This window comes from Aquibacillus saliphilus (assembly GCF_020404745.1).
Taxonomy (GTDB): domain Bacteria; phylum Bacillota; class Bacilli; order Bacillales; family Amphibacillaceae; genus Aquibacillus; species Aquibacillus saliphilus.
The window spans coordinates 1-18,280 of sequence record NZ_JAIZAP010000005.1 but is presented as its reverse complement, the minus strand read 5'-3'; the positions used below and the strand labels follow the sequence as shown (position 1 = coordinate 18,280).

The following is an 18,280-nucleotide window of genomic DNA, read 5'->3' as shown; positions in this document are numbered from 1 at the left end:
ATTATGTCAATTGAATGGGTTAATCAACGAAATTATGAAGATATTTTGTATGAAACACATGATGGTATTGCGAAAATAACAATTAATCGTCCAGAGGTGAGAAATGCTTTTCGTCCAAGGACAGTGCATGAGTTAATCGATGCATTCGCATACGCAAGAGATGATTCGACTATTGGTGTTATCGTACTAGCAGGTGCAGGAGATGATGCTTTTTGTTCTGGTGGAGATCAAAAAGTTCGAGGTCATGGCGGTTACGTGGGTGAAGATCATATTCCTCGTTTAAACGTACTTGACTTGCAACGCTTAATTCGAGTAATTCCAAAGCCGGTTATTGCGATGGTTTCTGGCTATGCTATTGGTGGAGGACATGTATTACATATAGTTTGCGACTTAACAATTGCCGCAGATAATGCGATCTTTGGGCAAACAGGTCCTAAAGTTGGAAGCTTTGATGCGGGCTATGGTGCTGGTTATCTAGCGCGAATCGTTGGTCACAAGAAAGCGCGTGAAATCTGGTTCCTATGCCGACAGTATAATGCAGAAGAGGCGTTAGATATGGGGCTTGTTAACACAGTTGTCCCGCTTGAACAGTTAGAAGCTGAAACGGTCCAATGGTGCGAAGAAATATTGGAAAAATCTCCAACAGCACTACGCTTCTTAAAAGCTTCTCTAAATGCTGATACGGATGGTATTGCAGGAATGCAACAAATGGGTGGAGACGCCACGTTGCTCTATTACACAACCGATGAAGCAAAAGAGGGACGAGATGCTTTCAAGGAAAAGCGTGACCCAGACTTTAAACAATTCCCACGTTTTCCTTAAAATAAGTAACAGTTTTTAAAAAAGAGTTTTGCAAAGACCATTACACGACCTGTGTTTTGGTCTTTGTTTTCTAATCTATTGATTTTTAATATTGGTAGTCAATTTTATAATTATGAAATTGATTCCATGTCAGTAGAATTTCAGGTCAAAAATTGATTGAATTTGGAATTTTATTACACATCTTTTAGGCGCAATTGCCACATTTTTATACTATGAAGGGAATTTTAAATATGGCTGAAATTATACCACATTGGTTGGATAAGCAAGCAGATCTATCGCCTCATCAAATAGCTGTTGAAATTCCTAACCAAGCTGTTGTTACTTTTCAACAGTTGAGAGAAAAAGCTAGAAGTTTTGCAAGAAAATTATCAACTAAAGGAGTTTTGGAAGGAAACCATGTAGCAATTCACGCTAATAATTCAGTTGATATGGTGATTGGATTACATGCAATATCATACTTAGGAGCAGTTGCTATCTTATTAAATACAAAGCTATCTGAAACTGAAATAGCTTATCAACTAGTTGATGCTAATGTTTCTTTAGTTATTTGTTCTGAGCAATATTTGCATCAATTTATTGGGGGGGAATCGTACTCATCACAAGTATATTCCTTTGAACAAATACATCTTTTCTCTGAATCTAATGATGTTTATTTGAAGAAAGAAATTAACTTAGATGATTTATTTACAATTCTATATACTTCAGGTACTACAGGATTACCAAAAGGAGTCCAGCATACATATGGGAATCATTGGTGGAATGCAATTTCCTCCGTATTAAATCTTGGATTAAATTACAATGACAAATGGCTTGCAGCAATGCCGTTATTCCATGTTGGTGGATTGTCCATTTTGATGAAGAGTGTCATCTATGGAATACCTGTTTACTTATTGCAAAAATTTGATGTAGAACAAGTGCATCGTGGAATTACCTCTGATGGTGTTACTATTGTTTCGGTTGTATCCGTAATGTTAGATAGACTAATTGAAAGACTAGGAAGTGATTCGTACCCCGCTAGTTTCCGCTGTATGTTACTCGGAGGAGGACCGGCATCTAAATCACTCTTAGAAAAAGCGAAGAATTACGATATTCCGGTTTTTCAAACCTATGGTATGACAGAAACATCTTCACAAATTGTAACGTTAAGCCAAAAAGACACTTTAAATAAGATTGGATCTTGTGGCAAACCATTACTTTCAGCACAGATTCGGATAGTTAAGGATACTGCTATTGCAACTTGTTTTGAAGTGGGGGAGATTTTTGTTAAGGGGCCAATGGTTTCAAGTGGTTACTATAAAAATGAAGAAGCGAATCAAAAATCTTTTCACAATGGTTGGTTGTCTACAGGTGATTTGGGTTATTTGGACGACGAAGGTTTTCTTTACGTCGTTGACCGTCGTAAAGATTTAATTATTTCTGGTGGTGAAAATGTATACCCTGCTGAAATCGAAAGTGTTTTAGCAGCAATTTCAGGTATTAAAGAGGCAGGAGTTGTTGGTAAACAAGATGATAGTTGGGGACAAGTTCCTGTTGCATTTATAGTAAAAAATACCGATTTAGACACAGAAACGATTCTAGCCTACTGTTACAAGAATCTAGCGAAATATAAAGTGCCAAAAGAAATCCATTTCGTTTCCTCTTTACCAAGGAATGCCTCAAATAAACTAGTAAGATATAAGTTAGAAGTTATGTTGAAGAACGTAGCAAATGGTGAGTAAGGAAGGGTTCTTGGTCCTGCTTTATTTAAAATAAGAAAGTATAGGGTTGTGCTTCGATGTCTAGCTCTAGCACCCAGCCTGAGGTTTTAAGTCAATCTTCCATGTTGCAAAGAACGCAAGGGGCGCCGATGCTTGTTATTGCCTAATGGTAAGCACCAAGGAAGGCAACTTAGAATAATCTTCTAAAGAATAAGTGTCTTTCCTATTTCGAAGGCGCCCTGCGCTTTTGTTCGGTGCAAAAAGCGCCGCGTAGAAGCCCGATATAATTCCTTTGGGCTGACCAATTTACTTTTCACTTTGACTCAGTTACTATAACCTGTTTGGTTACATTATGCTTTATGACCACCAATTTTTTGACTGCGATCTAATGTTACTCCAATATCGGTAAAACTGGTTGCTCTTAGAATAGAGGTGGGTCCATATTGATTTCTGATTTGATCCATCACATAGCCAACATCCTGTTTTTTCGTTCTATCTTCAAATAAATTAAGCTGTGTTTCTTCATCATTATATAAATGATCTAATGTGACGAAAACCTTTCTTACCTTACTTTGTCGATTGTAAAATGTGTTGAATAATTGCATGCAAACATGATAAACATCCATTGTTATATTCGTTGGTAAATCAACTGATTTTGACCTGCTGAAACCACCACCCGATTCCTGTGAATAGCCAATACCTAAATGAATGGTTCGACCAGATTTTCCAGCAGTTCTTGCTCGCCGACAAACTTCTTCAGTAAGATCTAGAATAGAGGCGTGTACTTCATCCCCGTGATAATCTCGTAACAATGTAATTCCATGTCCAAACCCTTTTTGAGTTTGTTTTTGGAAATCTCCTATAACGGGACTAAGGTCCACTCCCCAAGCATGCCAGTAAAGTTGTTCACCGATAATTCCAAACCTTTTCTTTAAACGGGCTAGTGAATAGTTAGCCAGTTGTCCTAAGTTAACTATACCCATTCGGTTAAGGTTGTACATCATACGCTTACCAATTCCCCATATCTCTTCAACAGGTATGGGCCACAGTTTTTCTGCTACATCCTCGTAAGTGCATTCAGCAATACCATTTTTTTTTGCATATAAATCCATGACAACTTTAGCTAGAAATTTATTATCACCAATGCCGATTGAACAGTTTAATCCCATTGTATCGTAAAGCTCTTCTTTAATTAATTGAGCAACATTCCAGCGATTCCCGTATATTTTTTTTAATCCATTAACTGTCACCCATAGCTCATCAACAGAATATTGATGAATCGCTTCTTTTGGAACATACTGATTAACTAGCTTTGTAATTTCTACTGACACCTTTAAGTAATCTCCCATTTTTGCTTCGACAACATGAATTGCTGGGTCATTTGGTAATTCAAAATACCGACTGACATTTTTAACACCGTGCCTTTTTTTAAGTTCTGGTGAGGCGGCTAAAATAATACTGCCAGAACGTTTTTTATCACCTACGACAGCTAGCATTGTTTCCATAGGATTTAGTCCTCTTTTGACACATTCTACGCTCGCATAAAATGACCTCATATCAATACATAAAACATCATTTCGAAGGAAACTATCGTAATTCATTACAAATCCACCACCTAGAACATATGTTCTTTTTCACTATAGTATAACTCGATTATTACTTTTTAAAAAGTGTTAATTAATTCCAAGTGGCAGTTAAATTTGTTAAGGTCGTAAGGTTGACTATTAACCAGTCAAGAGACACTGTGATTTTTATTGAGAAAGATTATCAAAATCATTGACGTGAAGACATAAAGCAAATAAACTGGAAATAGAGTAATTATTAAAAAACATGAGAATCATTCTCATTTATTATTAAAATTAGTGTGTGTTGAAACTCAGGAGCTCGTAAGGGAGAGATTGCAGATGGAGACATTAACTGCTAGAGATTTAACGCTTGGATATGGTGACGAGGTAATTATAGATGATTTGAATATCGATATACCTAAGGGCGAAATCACTGTTTTTATTGGTGGTAATGGTTGTGGGAAATCAACGTTACTTAGATCGATGGCGCGCCTTTTGAAACCGAAAGAAGGCGGTGTTGTTCTTCATGGAGAAGAGATTGCTAAGATGCCTACTAAAGAAGTAGCTCAAAAGCTAGCCATTTTACCGCAAAGTCCTGTCAGTCCAGAAGGTTTAACCGTTTATGACCTAGTTAAACAAGGAAGACATCCATATAAAAGTTTATTTAAAAAATGGTCACAAAAAGATGATAAGGCTGTTGATGAAGCCTTACAAGCAACGAATATGGTGGAACTACAAGAACGATCAGTTGATTCGTTGTCAGGTGGTCAACGTCAACGTGCATGGATTGCGATGACTCTTGCTCAAGAGACAGATACGATTCTTTTGGATGAACCAACTACGTACTTAGATATGACACATCAAATTGAGATTTTAGATCTCTTATTCGAATTAAATGAACGAGATGGTCGTACTGTTGTTATGGTGTTACATGATTTAAATCTTGCTTGTAGATATGCACATCATATTGTCGCTATCAAAGATAAGAAAGTTTATGCACAAGGGAAGCCAGAAGAGATTATTAGCTGCAACATGGTTCATGATGTTTTTAAAATGAAATGTGATGTTACGTACGATCCAATGTTTGGAACCCCAATGTGCATTCCGCACGGAAGGGGCCGCTGCTTAATCAAAAATGCTGTAGCGGAATCGCATAGAGCTGCAGCGCAGTAAACTTATAAAGATATGTTAACTCATCAACTTTGTTGATGGGTTTTTTGTACTACTTTAAACAGCACGCCTTCTGTCTTTTTAGTAACAATTATTGTTATTTTATTGTACTTTTTTACAGGTAGTACGCTCATCACGGTCTTCCACAGTAGTACTATTTTTTATTTTATCCTCGATATCTTCACTCAAATAATTTGTTAATATCCTATTTAATTCTTCTTTATCGCAGCGTTGAAAAACTTCTAATAAATCATTGTGATCCATTTGCTCAAGTATAGACTGTACAAACAACTCGAACGAATCGAATTCATTTTCATTAAAGTGTTGTAAATAAAGTTGCACAACATCGTCTGCAAATCTCATTTTATCATCCTTTCAGGAATTTGATGTCTCCTTGAACATACCTTATGCAAAAAGAATAAAAAGTTGTTCATAAATCTTATCTAATGGAGAAAAATATAGGGATAGGAGGGTGAAAAATGGAAAAGAAAAAGTACTATATAAACATAGGCACCCAAGAAATATCCCAAATTCAGTTTGGAAACAATAAAGATTTTACAATTCATGCTACAGAAGAAGAAGTCTTTCTATTAAGGGAAACATTAAATGAAATGTATAATTCTGATATCGTTTCGTTTTGGAGGACTCACGTTCCTTATGTACCTTACCACAACGATCAATCTAATGATGAATATGATGATGGGATAAAATCAGTTTTCCAAACTATCCATAAATTAGGGGATGAGGAGACAAGAAATCATATTGAAAGCATGGGGGTTCTAGACACAAATTAGAAAAGCACAATTAGTAACAAGGGCTTAGATCGTGTATTAAGTCCTTGTTACTAATTTGAACTATACATGACTAAAGCCGCATGATTCTATCATTACTGGAGACATGAGTGTTCTTTTCGTATTCATAAATTAAATGTTTCAATATAATAAATAAAGAAAAACGTTTTAAAAGGTACATAAAAAAGGTATATACATAATAATTAATACAAGAGAGGGGATGAGCTAATGGATAATTATCGTCTATCAAAATGGCTGGTTAGTTTTATTGTACTTATTCCGTTACTTGTATTTCCATATCAAAAAATCGATTCAAAAGTTGTCAAAAGTAATGTTGATGATACTGAAACAATAGAATCTCTTCGTTCATCACATACTGCCTTAAGTGGGGATAGTGGAAAGCTCAAGCCCGAAAAACTATCAACTACCCAAAATAATGATGAGCAAATAGATCTTAGTCATAGCAAAATTGTGTCCATTACAGAACAGTTTATGGAGTTAATTGTTCAAGAAACAGACACCGATTATAAAGTGAAAAATTACAAAACTAAAGATGCCCTAATCAAAGATTTTAAAGAGCTTGCCGACAGAAGTGTAGTTGAAAAATATGTTGATTTTTATTATGAAGAGAATAATGGGAATTTGTATATTATTCCGACTGAAACTCCACCATGGTTTCAAAATGAATCAGATTATGAGATGATGTATTTAAGTGACAATAAGGTAAAAATAATCCAAAAAAACTATAATGATTTGTATGGAGAATACACACTAGAGCTAGAATTAACATTTAATGAAAAGTGGAGGATTTCAAATACGAAACATTCATAATGGAAAAATAAAAGGTAGCTGAAAAAATGAAAACATTTAATGATTATTATAATAATGAGGTAAATCTATCATTCGATGATCACCCCTTTGCACAAGAACCTAAACATGTCTGGGTAATATGCCGATTTAAAAATCAATGGCTTTTAACAAAACATAAAGACAGAGGAATTGAGTTTCCGGGTGGCAAAGTGGAAGATGGTGAATCAGCTGAAGAAGCTGCAATTAGAGAAGTAAATGAGGAAACTGGAGGTATTGTCAAACATCTTATTTATATCGGACAATATTTTGTTTCTGGTAAAGGCGGTAACATAGTCAAAAATATTTACTTTGCGATTGTAAAAGAAGTAAGAGAACAACAAACATACTATGAAACAGATGGACCTATTATTTTACTTGAATTACCAGATAAAATAAAAACGATGCCAAATTTTAGTTTTATGATGAAAGACGGGGTTCTACCTCATAGCCTAAATCAAATTTATCAACTTTCCGAATTTAATTAAAAAGCCTTGCTACAAAATGTAGCAAGGTTTGTCTTTAAGTTTAATTATCTGGGTTTTTAATAAGCCATTTCTCAAGTTTTTCAACGAGAAAATACATAATCGCTGCGAAAAACGCAATAACGAGCAAGCTATATAGTACAAGTGTAAAATTAAATACTTGAAAACCATAGACAATTAAATAACCTAATCCCTTACCTGCAACTAAAAATTCACCAACGATAACCCCAACCCAGGAGAGACCAACGTTCACTTTAAATGTTGAGATCATTGATGGGAAGGAAGCGGGAAAAATCGCTTCTTTAAAGCATTGCCATTTGGTGGCACCGAAACTTTTTAATACTTTAGTAAAATTAGAATCAACCTCTTTGAAAGCTGAATAAACAACGAGTGTAGTGACAATAACTGAAATAATAGCTCCCATCATAATAATCGAAAGATAACCAGGACCTAGAGCAACAATAATAATTGGTCCAAGTGCAACCTTAGGTAGAGCGTTCAATACAACAAGATAGGGGTCAAGAATCTTTGAGAGTCGATCAGACCACCATAAAATTGCTGCTAGTATTATTCCGGAGATTGTTCCTAAAATAAAACCTGCAATAGTTTCAAACAAGGTAACTCTCGAATGAAACCATAGAGAACCATCAACTAAATTTTCTGTGAATAGCATCCAGATTTTGGAGGGAGAGCTAAAAATAAGTTTATCAATCCAACCTAATTGGCTTGAAAGCTCCCATAATCCAAAAAAACTTATAAAAATAACAAATTGCCATAGGATGATTTTAAGGCGATTAATGTTTATTTTTTTTTGATACTGCTTAAAGAGCTGGTCATCAGACAATTGATTTTGCTTCAAGTTTATTCAACTCCTCCCAAACCCGGTCAAAGAGTTGTTGATATTTTAAATGTTTTCGGGCTTGAAATGGTGGTAAATTTCTTAATTCAATGGGTATCTCAAATACTTTTTGAATTTCACCAGGATCTGCTTTCATTAAATAAATCCTATCGCTCATAGCTATTGCTTCACCAATATCATGTGTAACCAGAACCGATGTTTTGTTGTATTGGTGAAGTAGGTTTGAAACAAGATCCTCTAATTTTAATTTTGATTGAAAATCTAAAGCTGAAAAAGGCTCATCTAATAACAATAAATTCGGATCTGTTATCAATGTCCGAACGAGCGCTGCACGCTGTCTCATTCCACCCGACAAACTATGGGGATAAGAGTCGATAACATCTGATAAACCAAGATCCTCTAACATTTGTATTGCTTTCTCTTTTATAGCATTTTTTTGTTTTTGTTGGATTTGTGGACCAATTAGGGCGTTATCAAGTATTGTTTTCCATGGGAAAAGGTAATCTTGCTGAAGCATATAGCCAATATCAGACTTTGAATCAGATATTGGCTTATCCTGTAAGGTTACTTCACCGCGAGTTGGCTCAATAAGTCCAGCAATTATTGATAATAATGTAGTTTTCCCACAACCGCTCGGACCTAATAATGAGATAAATGAGCCTTCGGAAGCTGTAAAAGAGATATCTTTTAACGCTTTCGTATATCCTTTTTTGTATAAATACTGATGAGAAATCTGGTTCAATTTTAGAAAAGACAAAACCCAAACCTCCTATTCACTCATCACATCTTCAGCTATTTGAGTATTCACAAGTTCGTCATGGGCAATATCTGCGGGTAATTCACCTGCTTCATCCATGATGTTTTTTAAATTATTCCACTCTTCTTCATCCAAAATAGGATTCTCTGCAAATGACCCTTGAGATTGATAGCGCTCAATGGACGATACCAATAAGTCAAAATCACTATCTTCAAAGTAAGGTTGAACAATTTCAGCTATTTCGGTAGCTGAATGTTCTTGAATAAATTGTTGTGCTTTATAAACAGCTCTTGTAAATTTCTTTACAGTGTCTTCATTTTCATTGATAAAGCTTTGTTTAGCCATGAAAACTGTATATGGTACATGGCCGGATTCCTCACCGAAAGAAGCGACTATATGACCTCTACCTTCCATAACAAATTGACTTGCAGTTGGTTCAAATAATTGTACGTAATCACCTGTTCCTGATGAAAAGGAGCTTGCAATATTGGCGAAATCAATGTTTTGTATTAAATTCAAGTCATTGTCAGGATCGATGCCTTTTTGTTTTAGTACATATTCGCCAACCATCTGAGGCATACCACCTGTACGTTGACCAAGGAAATCAGTGCCTTTTAAGTCTTCAAAAGAAAAATCATCGTTTGGTTCCCTTGCTACTAAAAAAGTACCATCAGTTTGTGTTAGTTGAGCAAAGTTAATAACAGGATCACTGGCCCCTTGGGCAGCTACATATATGGACGTTTCTGATCCTACTAAGGCAACATCTGAATTGTCAGATAATAGAGATGTCATTACCTTATCTCCGCCAGGTATAGTTTGCAGTTCAACATCTAAGCCTTCATCCTCAAAAAATCCTTCTTCTAATGCAAGATATTGTGGAGCATAAAAAATACTGCGAGTTACTTCTCCTATATTGACTTGTGTAATTTCACCCTCCTGTGAACATGCAGCAAGCATTAAGAAAAGAATAAGCGAAAAAAGGGTACCCATTCTGAACTTTTTCAAGGTATAATTCATCCTTCCGTTAGGGATGTATATTTCTAAACTCAGCATATGTTAAAAAGAAAAAATGTGTGAATGCCTATGTTAAATAAAATAGGAAGATATAAAAATATAAACATTCAACTGATATTAGTGAACGTTATTAATCAGGTTATTTACAATGTGCCGTTAAAATTGAAGTTATTATTTAATAAAAGCGTATAGGGATGTTTGTAATGAGGGAGAATTGGTTTGATTTAATTGACATTAGACAAGCCTTTCGGTAGGATAAAATTCGGGCGGAACTATATTAAGGTGTTTTTCACATCTCTGTTCTTACTGATTGTGATACATGGCGAAATTCATAATTGAATCGGCTGTAGTAAACACTTAGAATATATAGATAATCACCTGTTAAATAGTTTCCGAATAAATATACTAGGAGAAGTTCGTATATAAAGATAACTTGAAGGAGGATTTAGCAGAATGGCTGCAAATCGTCGATTATTCACATCAGAATCTGTAACAGAAGGACATCCAGATAAAATTAGCGATCAGATCTCTGATGCTATTCTAGATGAAATCTTAAAACATGACCCATATGCTCGTGTTGCTTGTGAAACGACAGTGACTACAGGATTAGTATTAGTTGCTGGTGAAATCACTACTTCTACATATGTAGACATTCCAAGCATCGTGCGTCGAACTATTAAAGAAATAGGTTACACTCGCGCGAAATACGGTTTTGATGCTGAAACTTGCGCTGTCTTAACGGCTATTGATGAACAATCACCTGATATTGCGGGTGGGGTTAATCAAGCTTTGGAATCTCGTGAAGGAACAATGACAGAGAGTGAAATTGACTCAATTGGCGCTGGTGATCAGGGGCTTATGTTTGGTTATGCTAACAACGAAACGCCAGAATTAATGCCGTTACCAATATCATTAGCACACAAAATTTCCAAACGGTTGTCTGATGTGCGTAAAGATAAAACGTTAGACTATTTACGCCCTGATGGAAAAACTCAAGTAACTGTTGAGTACGATGAAAATAATAAACCAGTAAGAATTGATACGATTGTTATTTCTACTCAACACCATCCTGAAATTGAATTAAAACAAATACAAGCAGATTTAAAAGAACACGTTATAAAGCCGATGGTTCCAAAGAATTTACTTGACGAAAAAACAAAGTATTTCATAAATCCTACTGGTAGATTTGTTATCGGTGGTCCACAAGGAGATGCTGGGCTAACTGGTAGAAAAATAATTGTAGATACCTATGGGGGCTATGCTCGCCATGGTGGTGGAGCATTTAGTGGTAAGGATGCAACTAAGGTTGATCGTTCAGCCGCATACGCAGCTCGTTATGTTGCTAAGAATATTGTCGCGGCTGGGTTAGCGGATTCATGCGAAGTTCAACTTGCTTATGCAATAGGAGTAGCAGAGCCAGTGTCTATTTCGATTGATACATTTGGCTCAGGGAAAGCAAGTGAGGAAGTACTAGTTGCGGCTGTAAGAGCATTGTTTGATTTGCGGCCTGCTGGAATTATAAATATGCTTGATTTAAGAAGACCGATATATAGAGATACTGCTGCATATGGACACTTTGGAAGAACTGATATTGAATTCCCTTGGGAAAAGACAGATAAAGAGGAAATGCTTTTGGAATATGTTGCTAAAAACGAATAGTAGAAAGAGAGCCAAGTCAACGACTTGGCTCTTTTTTTGAAAGGCAAGAAAGTATAGAGCGACCGAGCTTAGGTCATATCTTATAGAAGAAAAACCTTTATAAGCAGAACTGACTAGTTAATGAAAGTTTTTTCAAAAAAAGGGTTTAATCAGGTACTTGTTGTTACACCTTGAACTTCCTCGCACCTGGATCACTCTGGGTGCTTTTATAGCGATAGCCTAGGTAAAGTTTAATTATTTAGTTTGTAAGCCTTTATAGTATTGCCCCTTTTCCACATAAGTCTCTCTTATTCGTTTCATGTCTTCTATATCTGCGGCGGTTAATTCACGAATTACTTTGGCAGGACGACCAAAGGCTAATGTTTTTGGAGGGATCTTTTTACCTGGAGGAACGAGACTGCCGGCACCGATGAAGGCCTGCTCGCCAATTTCGGCACCATCTAAGATAATCGACCCCATCCCCACTAAAGCTTTATTTCTAATAATTGCCGAGTGCAGAGTTACTTGATGCCCAATCGTAACTTCATCCTCAATGATTAATGGCATATCTGGACTTTGGTGTAACATACATAGATCTTGGACGTTTGATCTTTTTCCGATATGTACAGGAGCTACATCACCTCTAATAACAGTTTTAAACCAGATGCTTGCTTTCTCATCAATGGATACATCACCAGTTATGACAACGTCTTCTGAAATATATGCTGTTTCATCAATAGTCGGTTTTTTGCCTTTATATTCGCTAAACATTTGAATCCTCCTCAAAAGTATGGTGATATAATAAATATACCATAATGATTATTTGATAATTAATAGTAGTATAATATAATAGTTTACATTCTAGAAATGAGGGAATTATATGCGCTTTACTATTCCAAAAACATCCCCAATGTTAATGAGTTTTGTATATCGAAAAATCTTTCCTAGAGTAGATAGAGAATTAAATTATTGGAAGAGTAGAGCAGAAGTTATTCCTGATCTAGAACTTAGAACACAGGCTGTTGCTAGTATAGAGTCAAAACAGTTCCATTGCCAGGGTGGAGCGGTTTATAGTGTTTTGGCAGGTTCGAGGTGGGAAGAGGCAATTAAATTCATTGTAGCCTATCAAACAATAAGCGACTATTTAGATAATTTATGTGACCGAAGTACATCGCTTGATCCAAATGATTTTCGTATGCTTCATCAGTCAATGGAAGATGCGTTAACCCCAGGGAATTCGATGAAGGAGTATTATCGGTTTAGAAATGAAAAAAACGACGGTGAATATTTATCAGATTTAGTTCGAACATGTCAGAACAGTTTAAGAAACATAAAAGATTACCAACAAATTGGAGATTACTTGCTACAGTTGGAGAAATTATACAGTGACTTACAGGTACATAAACATGTAAAAGAAGAAGAACGAGTTTCGAGACTAGAGAATTGGTATTATTCGTATGAAGAAAATTGGCCTGCTCTTAGTTGGTATGAATTTTCAGCCTCAAGTGGGTCAACACTAGGTATCTTCTGTCTTGTTTCTTATGCCATGGGACAGAGAATAACAGAACAGCTTGCAAAAGATATTTTTAGAAGTTACTTTCCATTTATGCAAGGTTTACATATTTTGTTGGATTATTATATTGATCAGCAAGAGGACTTAATGGAAGGGGATTTAAACTTTTGTAATTATTATGAAAGTAGTGAGCATTTAAAGCGAAGATTAATGTTTTTTATTGAACAGTCAAATAAAAATGTGCAACACCTGCCAAACAAACAATTTCATGAAATGATTTACAATGGTTTGGTTGGATTATATTTAGCTGATCCAAAAGTGAAAGAGTTAGAAAGTGGAAAAGAAATCACTAAAACATTATTACGAGTTAGCGGGTTTCGATCTACTTTCTTTCATGTGAATATCAAGGTTTATAATAAAATAAAAGGTAGAAGCTAAAAGGCCAAGGTATAAATAACAAACATACTTGGCCTTTTTTATTATTTTTTTTCAATTGCCAAGACAAATGGGGGACTGTTTTTTTGATTAATAAAGCCATATCTTAATACATTGAATTGTTTTTGGTCATACTCACCTAAATGCTTAAGTAATGCCTCTTTTTCTTCGTCCCCTCCCAGATGGCCGTGATAAACGACGAGAACAATAATTCCGCCTGGTTTTAGATAATTGGCAATAGTTTTAATTGCTGTAATTGTACTATCTGGTTTTGTAATAATCTTCTTGTCACTACCTGGTAGATAACCTAAGTTAAAAATAGCGCCACCTAATTGCTTTTCTATCCTTTCATTTAAATAGTTATCAATTTTGTGGTGACTATCTTGTATAAGGGTCACATTACTAATTGCTTGCTTCTCTAAAATTTTTCTTGTATTAGCAATTGCTTGTTCTTGAATGTCAAAAGCTAACACGCTTCCGTCAACACCAACTAATTTACTTAACATCACTGTATCTTTACCATTTCCGCATGTACCATCAATAACAGTTTCACCCGGTTTAATCGTGACTTTAAGTAACTCATGACCGTAGTCAATAACTCGTTTTAACATGAAATGATGTCCTTTGTATTAAAATATTTGTCTTGCTAACTGTCACGACGTTCTCTAGTTCTTTATCAATTTTATTTAATATCCCACTTTCATACTCCACATTGGACCAATTAACAGTTCAGGAGGTCCGTCTAGTTATCCACTAGTTTATTGTGAATTTCCTTGGATAAAAAATTCAGGATTCCTTTTTCGTACTGCTTGACTAGTGGAGTTCCTTTTAATAAGTGAAGTGGATTAAATGTCACTTAATTGTAGCACGTCTAATAATGATAAAAAAGCACTGTAGAATCTTCCATGTATCCTAGACTGTCTTTTAGAACATCTTATAAGTGAGGTGATGAGAGTGGCTACTAGACAAGCTGTCGAGGATTTAATTGATAAAGCAAACGAGTACCTCTTAACTGCTGGAGAACAGTTAGATATCACCAATCGTAATGGTTTTGAAATTGACGATTCCTACTCACAAGCCCAGCGGAATTTATCTGAAGTGGAGCAAGAAATACAAAACATGATGGACAGTGCTAACCATCAACAAAGAGATCAACTTCATCGGCTCCACTTAAAAGTAAGTCATTATATGAATGACATGGTATTAGACCAGATTGACTTAAATCATTTTGAATAAGCACAGGAAGGCCTCGCTAAAATTGCGAGGCCTTCCTGTGCTTATTTAAATAGATAGTCAAAGGAAAGGTGGCAAACCTTGACAAAGAGGAACGCTTTCATTACAATACGATTACAATAACTAATGAACGACTTAGAGAAGGATTAGTAGTAGAGCTTCAAGTACAAGAGAGACAGCGGACTGGTGCGAGCTGTTCTTGAACTTTATGAACTCACCTTTGATGTTGCAGGAGTGAAACCTTAGTAGTTCTTGCCGTTTTCCGCGTTAAGGATTTAGGAGCGGGCGTACATGATATTGCGCTAAGTTGGGTGGTACCGCGGGAAAATCTCTCGTCCCATTTTATGGGATAGGGAGATTTTTTTATATTGGCAGAACTAGTGTTCTTTGAAATCCTGTATTTCTAAGGTACTTTATAGGAATCATGTAGTTAAATATTGCTAAAATCGAGGAGGTAATGACCATGTCATTTAATCATAATAAGATTGAAGAAAAATGGCGTAATCATTGGTTAGAAAATAAAACGTTTAAAACAAATACTGAGACAAATAAAGAGAAATTTTATGTGTTGGATATGTTTCCTTATCCATCGGGAGCAGGACTGCATGTTGGGCACCCGGAAGGTTACACGGCAACAGATATTATTTCTAGAATGAAGCGAATGCAGGGTTATGAAGTTCTCCATCCGATGGGATGGGATGCTTTTGGATTACCAGCCGAACAATATGCTTTGGATACAGGTAATGATCCAGCTGAATTCACAAAAAAGAATATCGATACTTTCCGTCGTCAAATTCAGGACCTTGGTTTCTCTTATGATTGGGATCGTGAAATTAATACGACGGACCCTAACTATTTTAAATGGACACAATGGATTTTCTTGCAACTATATGAAAAAGGATTAGCTTATGTGGATGAAGTGCCAGTTAACTGGTGCCCTGCACTTGGTACAGTTCTTGCTAATGAAGAAATAATTGATGGTAAGAGTGAACGTGGAGGACATCCGATTGAACGTAAACCTATGAAGCAGTGGATGTTAAAAATAACTGCTTATGCTGATCGTTTATTAGAGGATTTAGAAGAATTGGATTGGCCAGAAAGTATTAAAGATATGCAACGCAACTGGATTGGTCGATCAGAAGGTGCAGAAGTTCATTTTGGTATTGATGGATTTGAAGATACCTTTACCGTATTTACAACTCGACCGGATACTTTATATGGTGCAACGTATGCTGTATTAGCGCCTGAACATCCACTTGTTAAAAAAATTGTAACAAGTGACCAACAAGATCCAGTTAATGCTTATATAGATAAAGTGAAAGCAAAATCTGATTTGGAACGAACAGATTTAGCTAAGGATAAAACAGGCGTTTTCACTGGGGCATATGCAGTAAATCCTGTTAATGAAGAGATGATACCAATATGGGTAGCTGATTATGTTCTCATGACGTACGGATCTGGAGCTATAATGGCTGTTCCTGCACATGATGAACGTGACTATGAATTTGCGAAAAAATACGCGTTAGAAATTATGCCAGTTCTTGAAGGTGGAGACGTTGCAGAAGAGGCATACACAGGTGATGGAAAACATATTAATTCAGGTTTTCTAGATGATCTTAACAAGGACGATGCGATTGAGAAAGTGATTGAGTGGCTGGTTGAAAATGGAAAAGGTGAAAAGAAGGTAACCTATCGACTAAGAGATTGGTTGTTTAGTCGACAACGTTATTGGGGTGAGCCTATCCCGGTTATTCATTGGGAAGATGGCACGATGACTGGGATAGAAGAAGGAGATTTACCGATTGAATTACCAAAAACTACGGAAATAAAACCATCAGGAACTGGTGAGTCGCCCCTTGCAAATATTGATGAATGGGTTAATGTTGTAGACCCTGCAACCGGTATGAAAGGCCGACGTGAGACAAACACAATGCCACAATGGGCGGGAAGTTGTTGGTACTTCTTACGATTTATTGATCCAACAAATAGCGAAAAACTCGCTGATTTTGATAACTTGAAAAAATGGCTTCCGGTAGATGTCTATATTGGTGGTGCTGAACACGCAGTGCTCCATTTACTTTATGCTCGTTTTTGGCATAAATTTTTATATGATATTGGAGTAGTTCCTACAAAAGAACCATTTCAAAAATTATATAATCAAGGAATGATACTTGGGGAAAACAATGAGAAAATGAGTAAATCAAAAGGCAATGTAGTGAATCCTGATGAGATTGTTGAAAGTCATGGTGCTGACACACTAAGATTATATGAAATGTTTATGGGTCCTCTTGATGCTGCTGTTGCTTGGTCAACAAATGGATTAGATGGAGCGCGTCGCTTCCTCGATCGTGTATGGCGATTGTTTATTACTGATGAAGGAAGTCTTTCTACGAAAGTAGTGGATAGCGTTAGTGAGGATTCATTAGAGAAGGTATATCACGAAACAGTCAAAAGAGTTACTGAAAACTTTGAGGACCTTAGATTCAATACAGGGATATCTCAAATGATGGTTTTTATAAATGAAGCATATAAAACAGAAGAAATTTCGAACGACTATGTAGAGGGCTTTGTGAAAATTCTTTCACCGGTAGCTCCGCATCTAGCTGAAGAATTGTGGGCAAGGCTAGGTCATGTAGAATCAATTACTTATGAATCATGGCCTGCGTATGATGAAGCAAAGTTGGTAGAGAGTGAAGTAGAAATAGTTATCCAAGTAATGGGCAAGGTTCGTGCAAAGATGTTTGTAGATAAAAACACTTCTAAAGAGGATTTAGAAAAACAAGCATTAGAAAATGACTCCATTAAAGAACGACTTGAAGGAAAGACGATCAGAAAAGTAATAGCTGTACCAGGTAAATTGGTTAATATTGTAGCGAATTAATTACTAGAGAACCGCGTTCACTTCATCAATAAGTGGAAAGCGGTTCTCTTAACTTTAAATTTTAATAGTAGTGTTTAAAATTATAGCATTTGGGGTAAGTTAATTATAATTCTTGATTTATTCAGGTATCATGTAAAACATGTTGACTTTTCTGGTGAGATAGCATATTATAATTATTGCTGTCGCGAACAATTATGAATTTGATAGATAAGACGGCAATTACCAGAAATTGGAATTGACATTAATCGTCAACGGTGATAATGTTATAGGCAGTGGACAACTTGATCCTTGAAAACTGAACGAAACAACCAGTATGTTAAGTAAGAAATGAAGCTAGTTTTTTGAACGAGCAATCAAGCTCATAAACTTTATGGAGAGTTTGATCTTGGCTCAGGACGAACGCTGGCGGCGTGCCTAATACATGCAAGTCGAGCGCAGGAAGCAAGCGATCACCCTTCGGGGTGTGAACTTGTGGAATGAGCGGCGGACGGGTGAGTAACACGTGGGCAACCTACCTGTAAGACTGGGATAACTCCGGGAAACCGGAGCTAATACCGGATAACACTTTCTCCTG

At 36.1% G+C, this 18,280-nt stretch carries 17 protein-coding genes, 1 rRNA gene, 1 pseudogene and 1 other annotated feature; of the genes and pseudogenes, 11 read left to right on the top strand and 8 right to left on the bottom strand.

Annotation, left to right across the window (positions count from 1 at the left end; genetic code table 11):
• Window positions 1–3 precede the first annotated feature (3 nt).
• Window positions 4–822 (top strand): 1,4-dihydroxy-2-naphthoyl-CoA synthase, encoded by an 819-nt coding sequence (gene menB, locus LD272_RS06790; protein ID WP_226035849.1) that lies wholly within the window; start codon window positions 4–6, stop codon window positions 820–822.
• Window positions 823–1,052: 230 nt separating this feature from the next.
• Window positions 1,053–2,540, top strand: a complete 1,488-nt coding sequence (locus LD272_RS06785; protein WP_226035848.1) for an o-succinylbenzoate--CoA ligase — start codon at window positions 1,053–1,055, stop codon at window positions 2,538–2,540.
• 329 nt (window positions 2,541–2,869) lie between these two features.
• On the opposite strand, the gene LD272_RS06780 is transcribed toward LD272_RS06785, so the two are convergent.
• Window positions 2,870–4,120 carry a Y-family DNA polymerase gene (locus LD272_RS06780; RefSeq protein WP_226035847.1) on the bottom strand — a complete coding sequence of 417 codons (1,251 nt, stop codon included), beginning with the start codon at window positions 4,118–4,120 and terminating at the stop codon, window positions 2,870–2,872.
• A gap of 303 nt (window positions 4,121–4,423) precedes the next feature.
• Between LD272_RS06780 and LD272_RS06775 the strand changes: the two genes are divergently transcribed.
• Window positions 4,424–5,257 (top strand): ABC transporter ATP-binding protein, encoded by an 834-nt coding sequence (locus LD272_RS06775; protein WP_226035846.1) that lies wholly within the window; start codon window positions 4,424–4,426, stop codon window positions 5,255–5,257.
• Between the two features lie 99 nt (window positions 5,258–5,356).
• Here the strand turns inward: LD272_RS06775 and LD272_RS06770 are convergent, their stop codons facing one another.
• Window positions 5,357–5,617 (bottom strand): DUF6154 family protein, encoded by a 261-nt coding sequence (locus tag LD272_RS06770; RefSeq protein WP_226035845.1) that lies wholly within the window; start codon window positions 5,615–5,617, stop codon window positions 5,357–5,359.
• Window positions 5,618–5,733: 116 nt separating this feature from the next.
• On the opposite strand from LD272_RS06770, the gene LD272_RS06765 reads away from it, so the two are divergent.
• From LD272_RS06765 to ytkD, 3 genes are all read left to right on the top strand, one after another.
• Window positions 5,734–6,048 carry a hydrolase gene (locus LD272_RS06765; protein WP_226035844.1) on the top strand — a complete coding sequence of 105 codons (315 nt, stop codon included), beginning with the start codon at window positions 5,734–5,736 and terminating at the stop codon, window positions 6,046–6,048.
• Between the two features lie 225 nt (window positions 6,049–6,273).
• Window positions 6,274–6,876: a hypothetical protein gene (locus LD272_RS06760; RefSeq protein ID WP_226035843.1), complete on the top strand. Its 603-nt coding sequence runs from the start codon at window positions 6,274–6,276 to the stop codon at window positions 6,874–6,876.
• A gap of 26 nt (window positions 6,877–6,902) precedes the next feature.
• Entirely contained in the window at window positions 6,903–7,379 is a 477-nt protein-coding gene (gene ytkD, locus LD272_RS06755) for an RNA deprotection pyrophosphohydrolase (protein ID WP_226035842.1), read from the top strand.
• 40 nt (window positions 7,380–7,419) lie between these two features.
• Here ytkD and LD272_RS06750 read toward each other — a convergent pair whose 3' ends face one another.
• From LD272_RS06750 to LD272_RS06740, 3 genes are read right to left on the bottom strand one after another with little or no spacing between them, the layout of a single operon-like run.
• Window positions 7,420–8,235, bottom strand: coding sequence for an ABC transporter permease (locus LD272_RS06750; RefSeq protein ID WP_226035841.1), 816 nt, complete (start codon window positions 8,233–8,235; stop codon window positions 7,420–7,422).
• Window positions 8,213–8,992, bottom strand: a complete 780-nt coding sequence (locus tag LD272_RS06745) for an ABC transporter ATP-binding protein (protein ID WP_226035840.1) — start codon at window positions 8,990–8,992, stop codon at window positions 8,213–8,215. The genes LD272_RS06750 and LD272_RS06745 overlap by 23 nt, the downstream gene beginning before the upstream one ends.
• Before the next feature lie 12 nt (window positions 8,993–9,004).
• Window positions 9,005–9,997: an ABC transporter substrate-binding protein gene (locus LD272_RS06740; RefSeq protein WP_226035839.1), complete on the bottom strand. Its 993-nt coding sequence runs from the start codon at window positions 9,995–9,997 to the stop codon at window positions 9,005–9,007.
• A 462-nt stretch (window positions 9,998–10,459) separates the two neighbouring features.
• Here LD272_RS06740 and metK point away from each other — a divergent pair, with 462 nt between their 5' ends.
• The gene (gene metK / locus LD272_RS06735) at window positions 10,460–11,665 is read left to right on the top strand and encodes a methionine adenosyltransferase (protein WP_226035838.1); all 1,206 of its coding nucleotides are present in this window, start codon (window positions 10,460–10,462) and stop codon (window positions 11,663–11,665) included.
• A gap of 234 nt (window positions 11,666–11,899) precedes the next feature.
• On the opposite strand, the gene LD272_RS06730 is transcribed toward metK, so the two are convergent.
• A complete protein-coding gene (locus tag LD272_RS06730) occupies window positions 11,900–12,415 on the bottom strand; it encodes a gamma carbonic anhydrase (protein WP_226035837.1) in 516 nt (171 codons plus the stop codon).
• Between the two features lie 109 nt (window positions 12,416–12,524).
• Between LD272_RS06730 and LD272_RS06725 the strand changes: the two genes are divergently transcribed.
• Entirely contained in the window at window positions 12,525–13,595 is a 1,071-nt protein-coding gene (locus tag LD272_RS06725; protein WP_226035836.1) for a tetraprenyl-beta-curcumene synthase family protein, read from the top strand.
• Between the two features lie 41 nt (window positions 13,596–13,636).
• On the opposite strand, the gene mnmM is transcribed toward LD272_RS06725, so the two are convergent.
• Together mnmM and LD272_RS21740 are read right to left on the bottom strand one after the other, a co-directional pair.
• Window positions 13,637–14,203: a tRNA 5-(aminomethyl)-2-thiouridylate-methyltransferase MnmM gene (gene mnmM, locus LD272_RS06720; RefSeq protein ID WP_226035835.1), complete on the bottom strand. Its 567-nt coding sequence runs from the start codon at window positions 14,201–14,203 to the stop codon at window positions 13,637–13,639.
• Window positions 14,184–14,433: pseudogene (locus LD272_RS21740) on the bottom strand (hypothetical protein); the annotation flags it as partial. The gene mnmM and the pseudogene LD272_RS21740, both read right to left, overlap by 20 nt.
• Before the next feature lie 113 nt (window positions 14,434–14,546).
• Between LD272_RS21740 and LD272_RS06715 the strand changes: the two are divergent.
• The 3 genes from LD272_RS06715 to LD272_RS06705 form a co-directional block, all read left to right on the top strand.
• Window positions 14,547–14,828 carry a DUF2524 family protein gene (locus LD272_RS06715; protein ID WP_226035834.1) on the top strand — a complete coding sequence of 94 codons (282 nt, stop codon included), beginning with the start codon at window positions 14,547–14,549 and terminating at the stop codon, window positions 14,826–14,828.
• Between the two features lie 124 nt (window positions 14,829–14,952).
• Window positions 14,953–15,168 (top strand) — a binding site (T-box leader).
• 120 nt (window positions 15,169–15,288) lie between these two features.
• The gene (gene leuS, locus LD272_RS06710; protein ID WP_226035833.1) at window positions 15,289–17,706 is read left to right on the top strand and encodes a leucine--tRNA ligase; all 2,418 of its coding nucleotides are present in this window, start codon (window positions 15,289–15,291) and stop codon (window positions 17,704–17,706) included.
• 367 nt (window positions 17,707–18,073) lie between these two features.
• Window positions 18,074–18,280: ribosomal RNA gene (locus LD272_RS06705) — 16S ribosomal RNA — on the top strand; the annotation flags it as partial.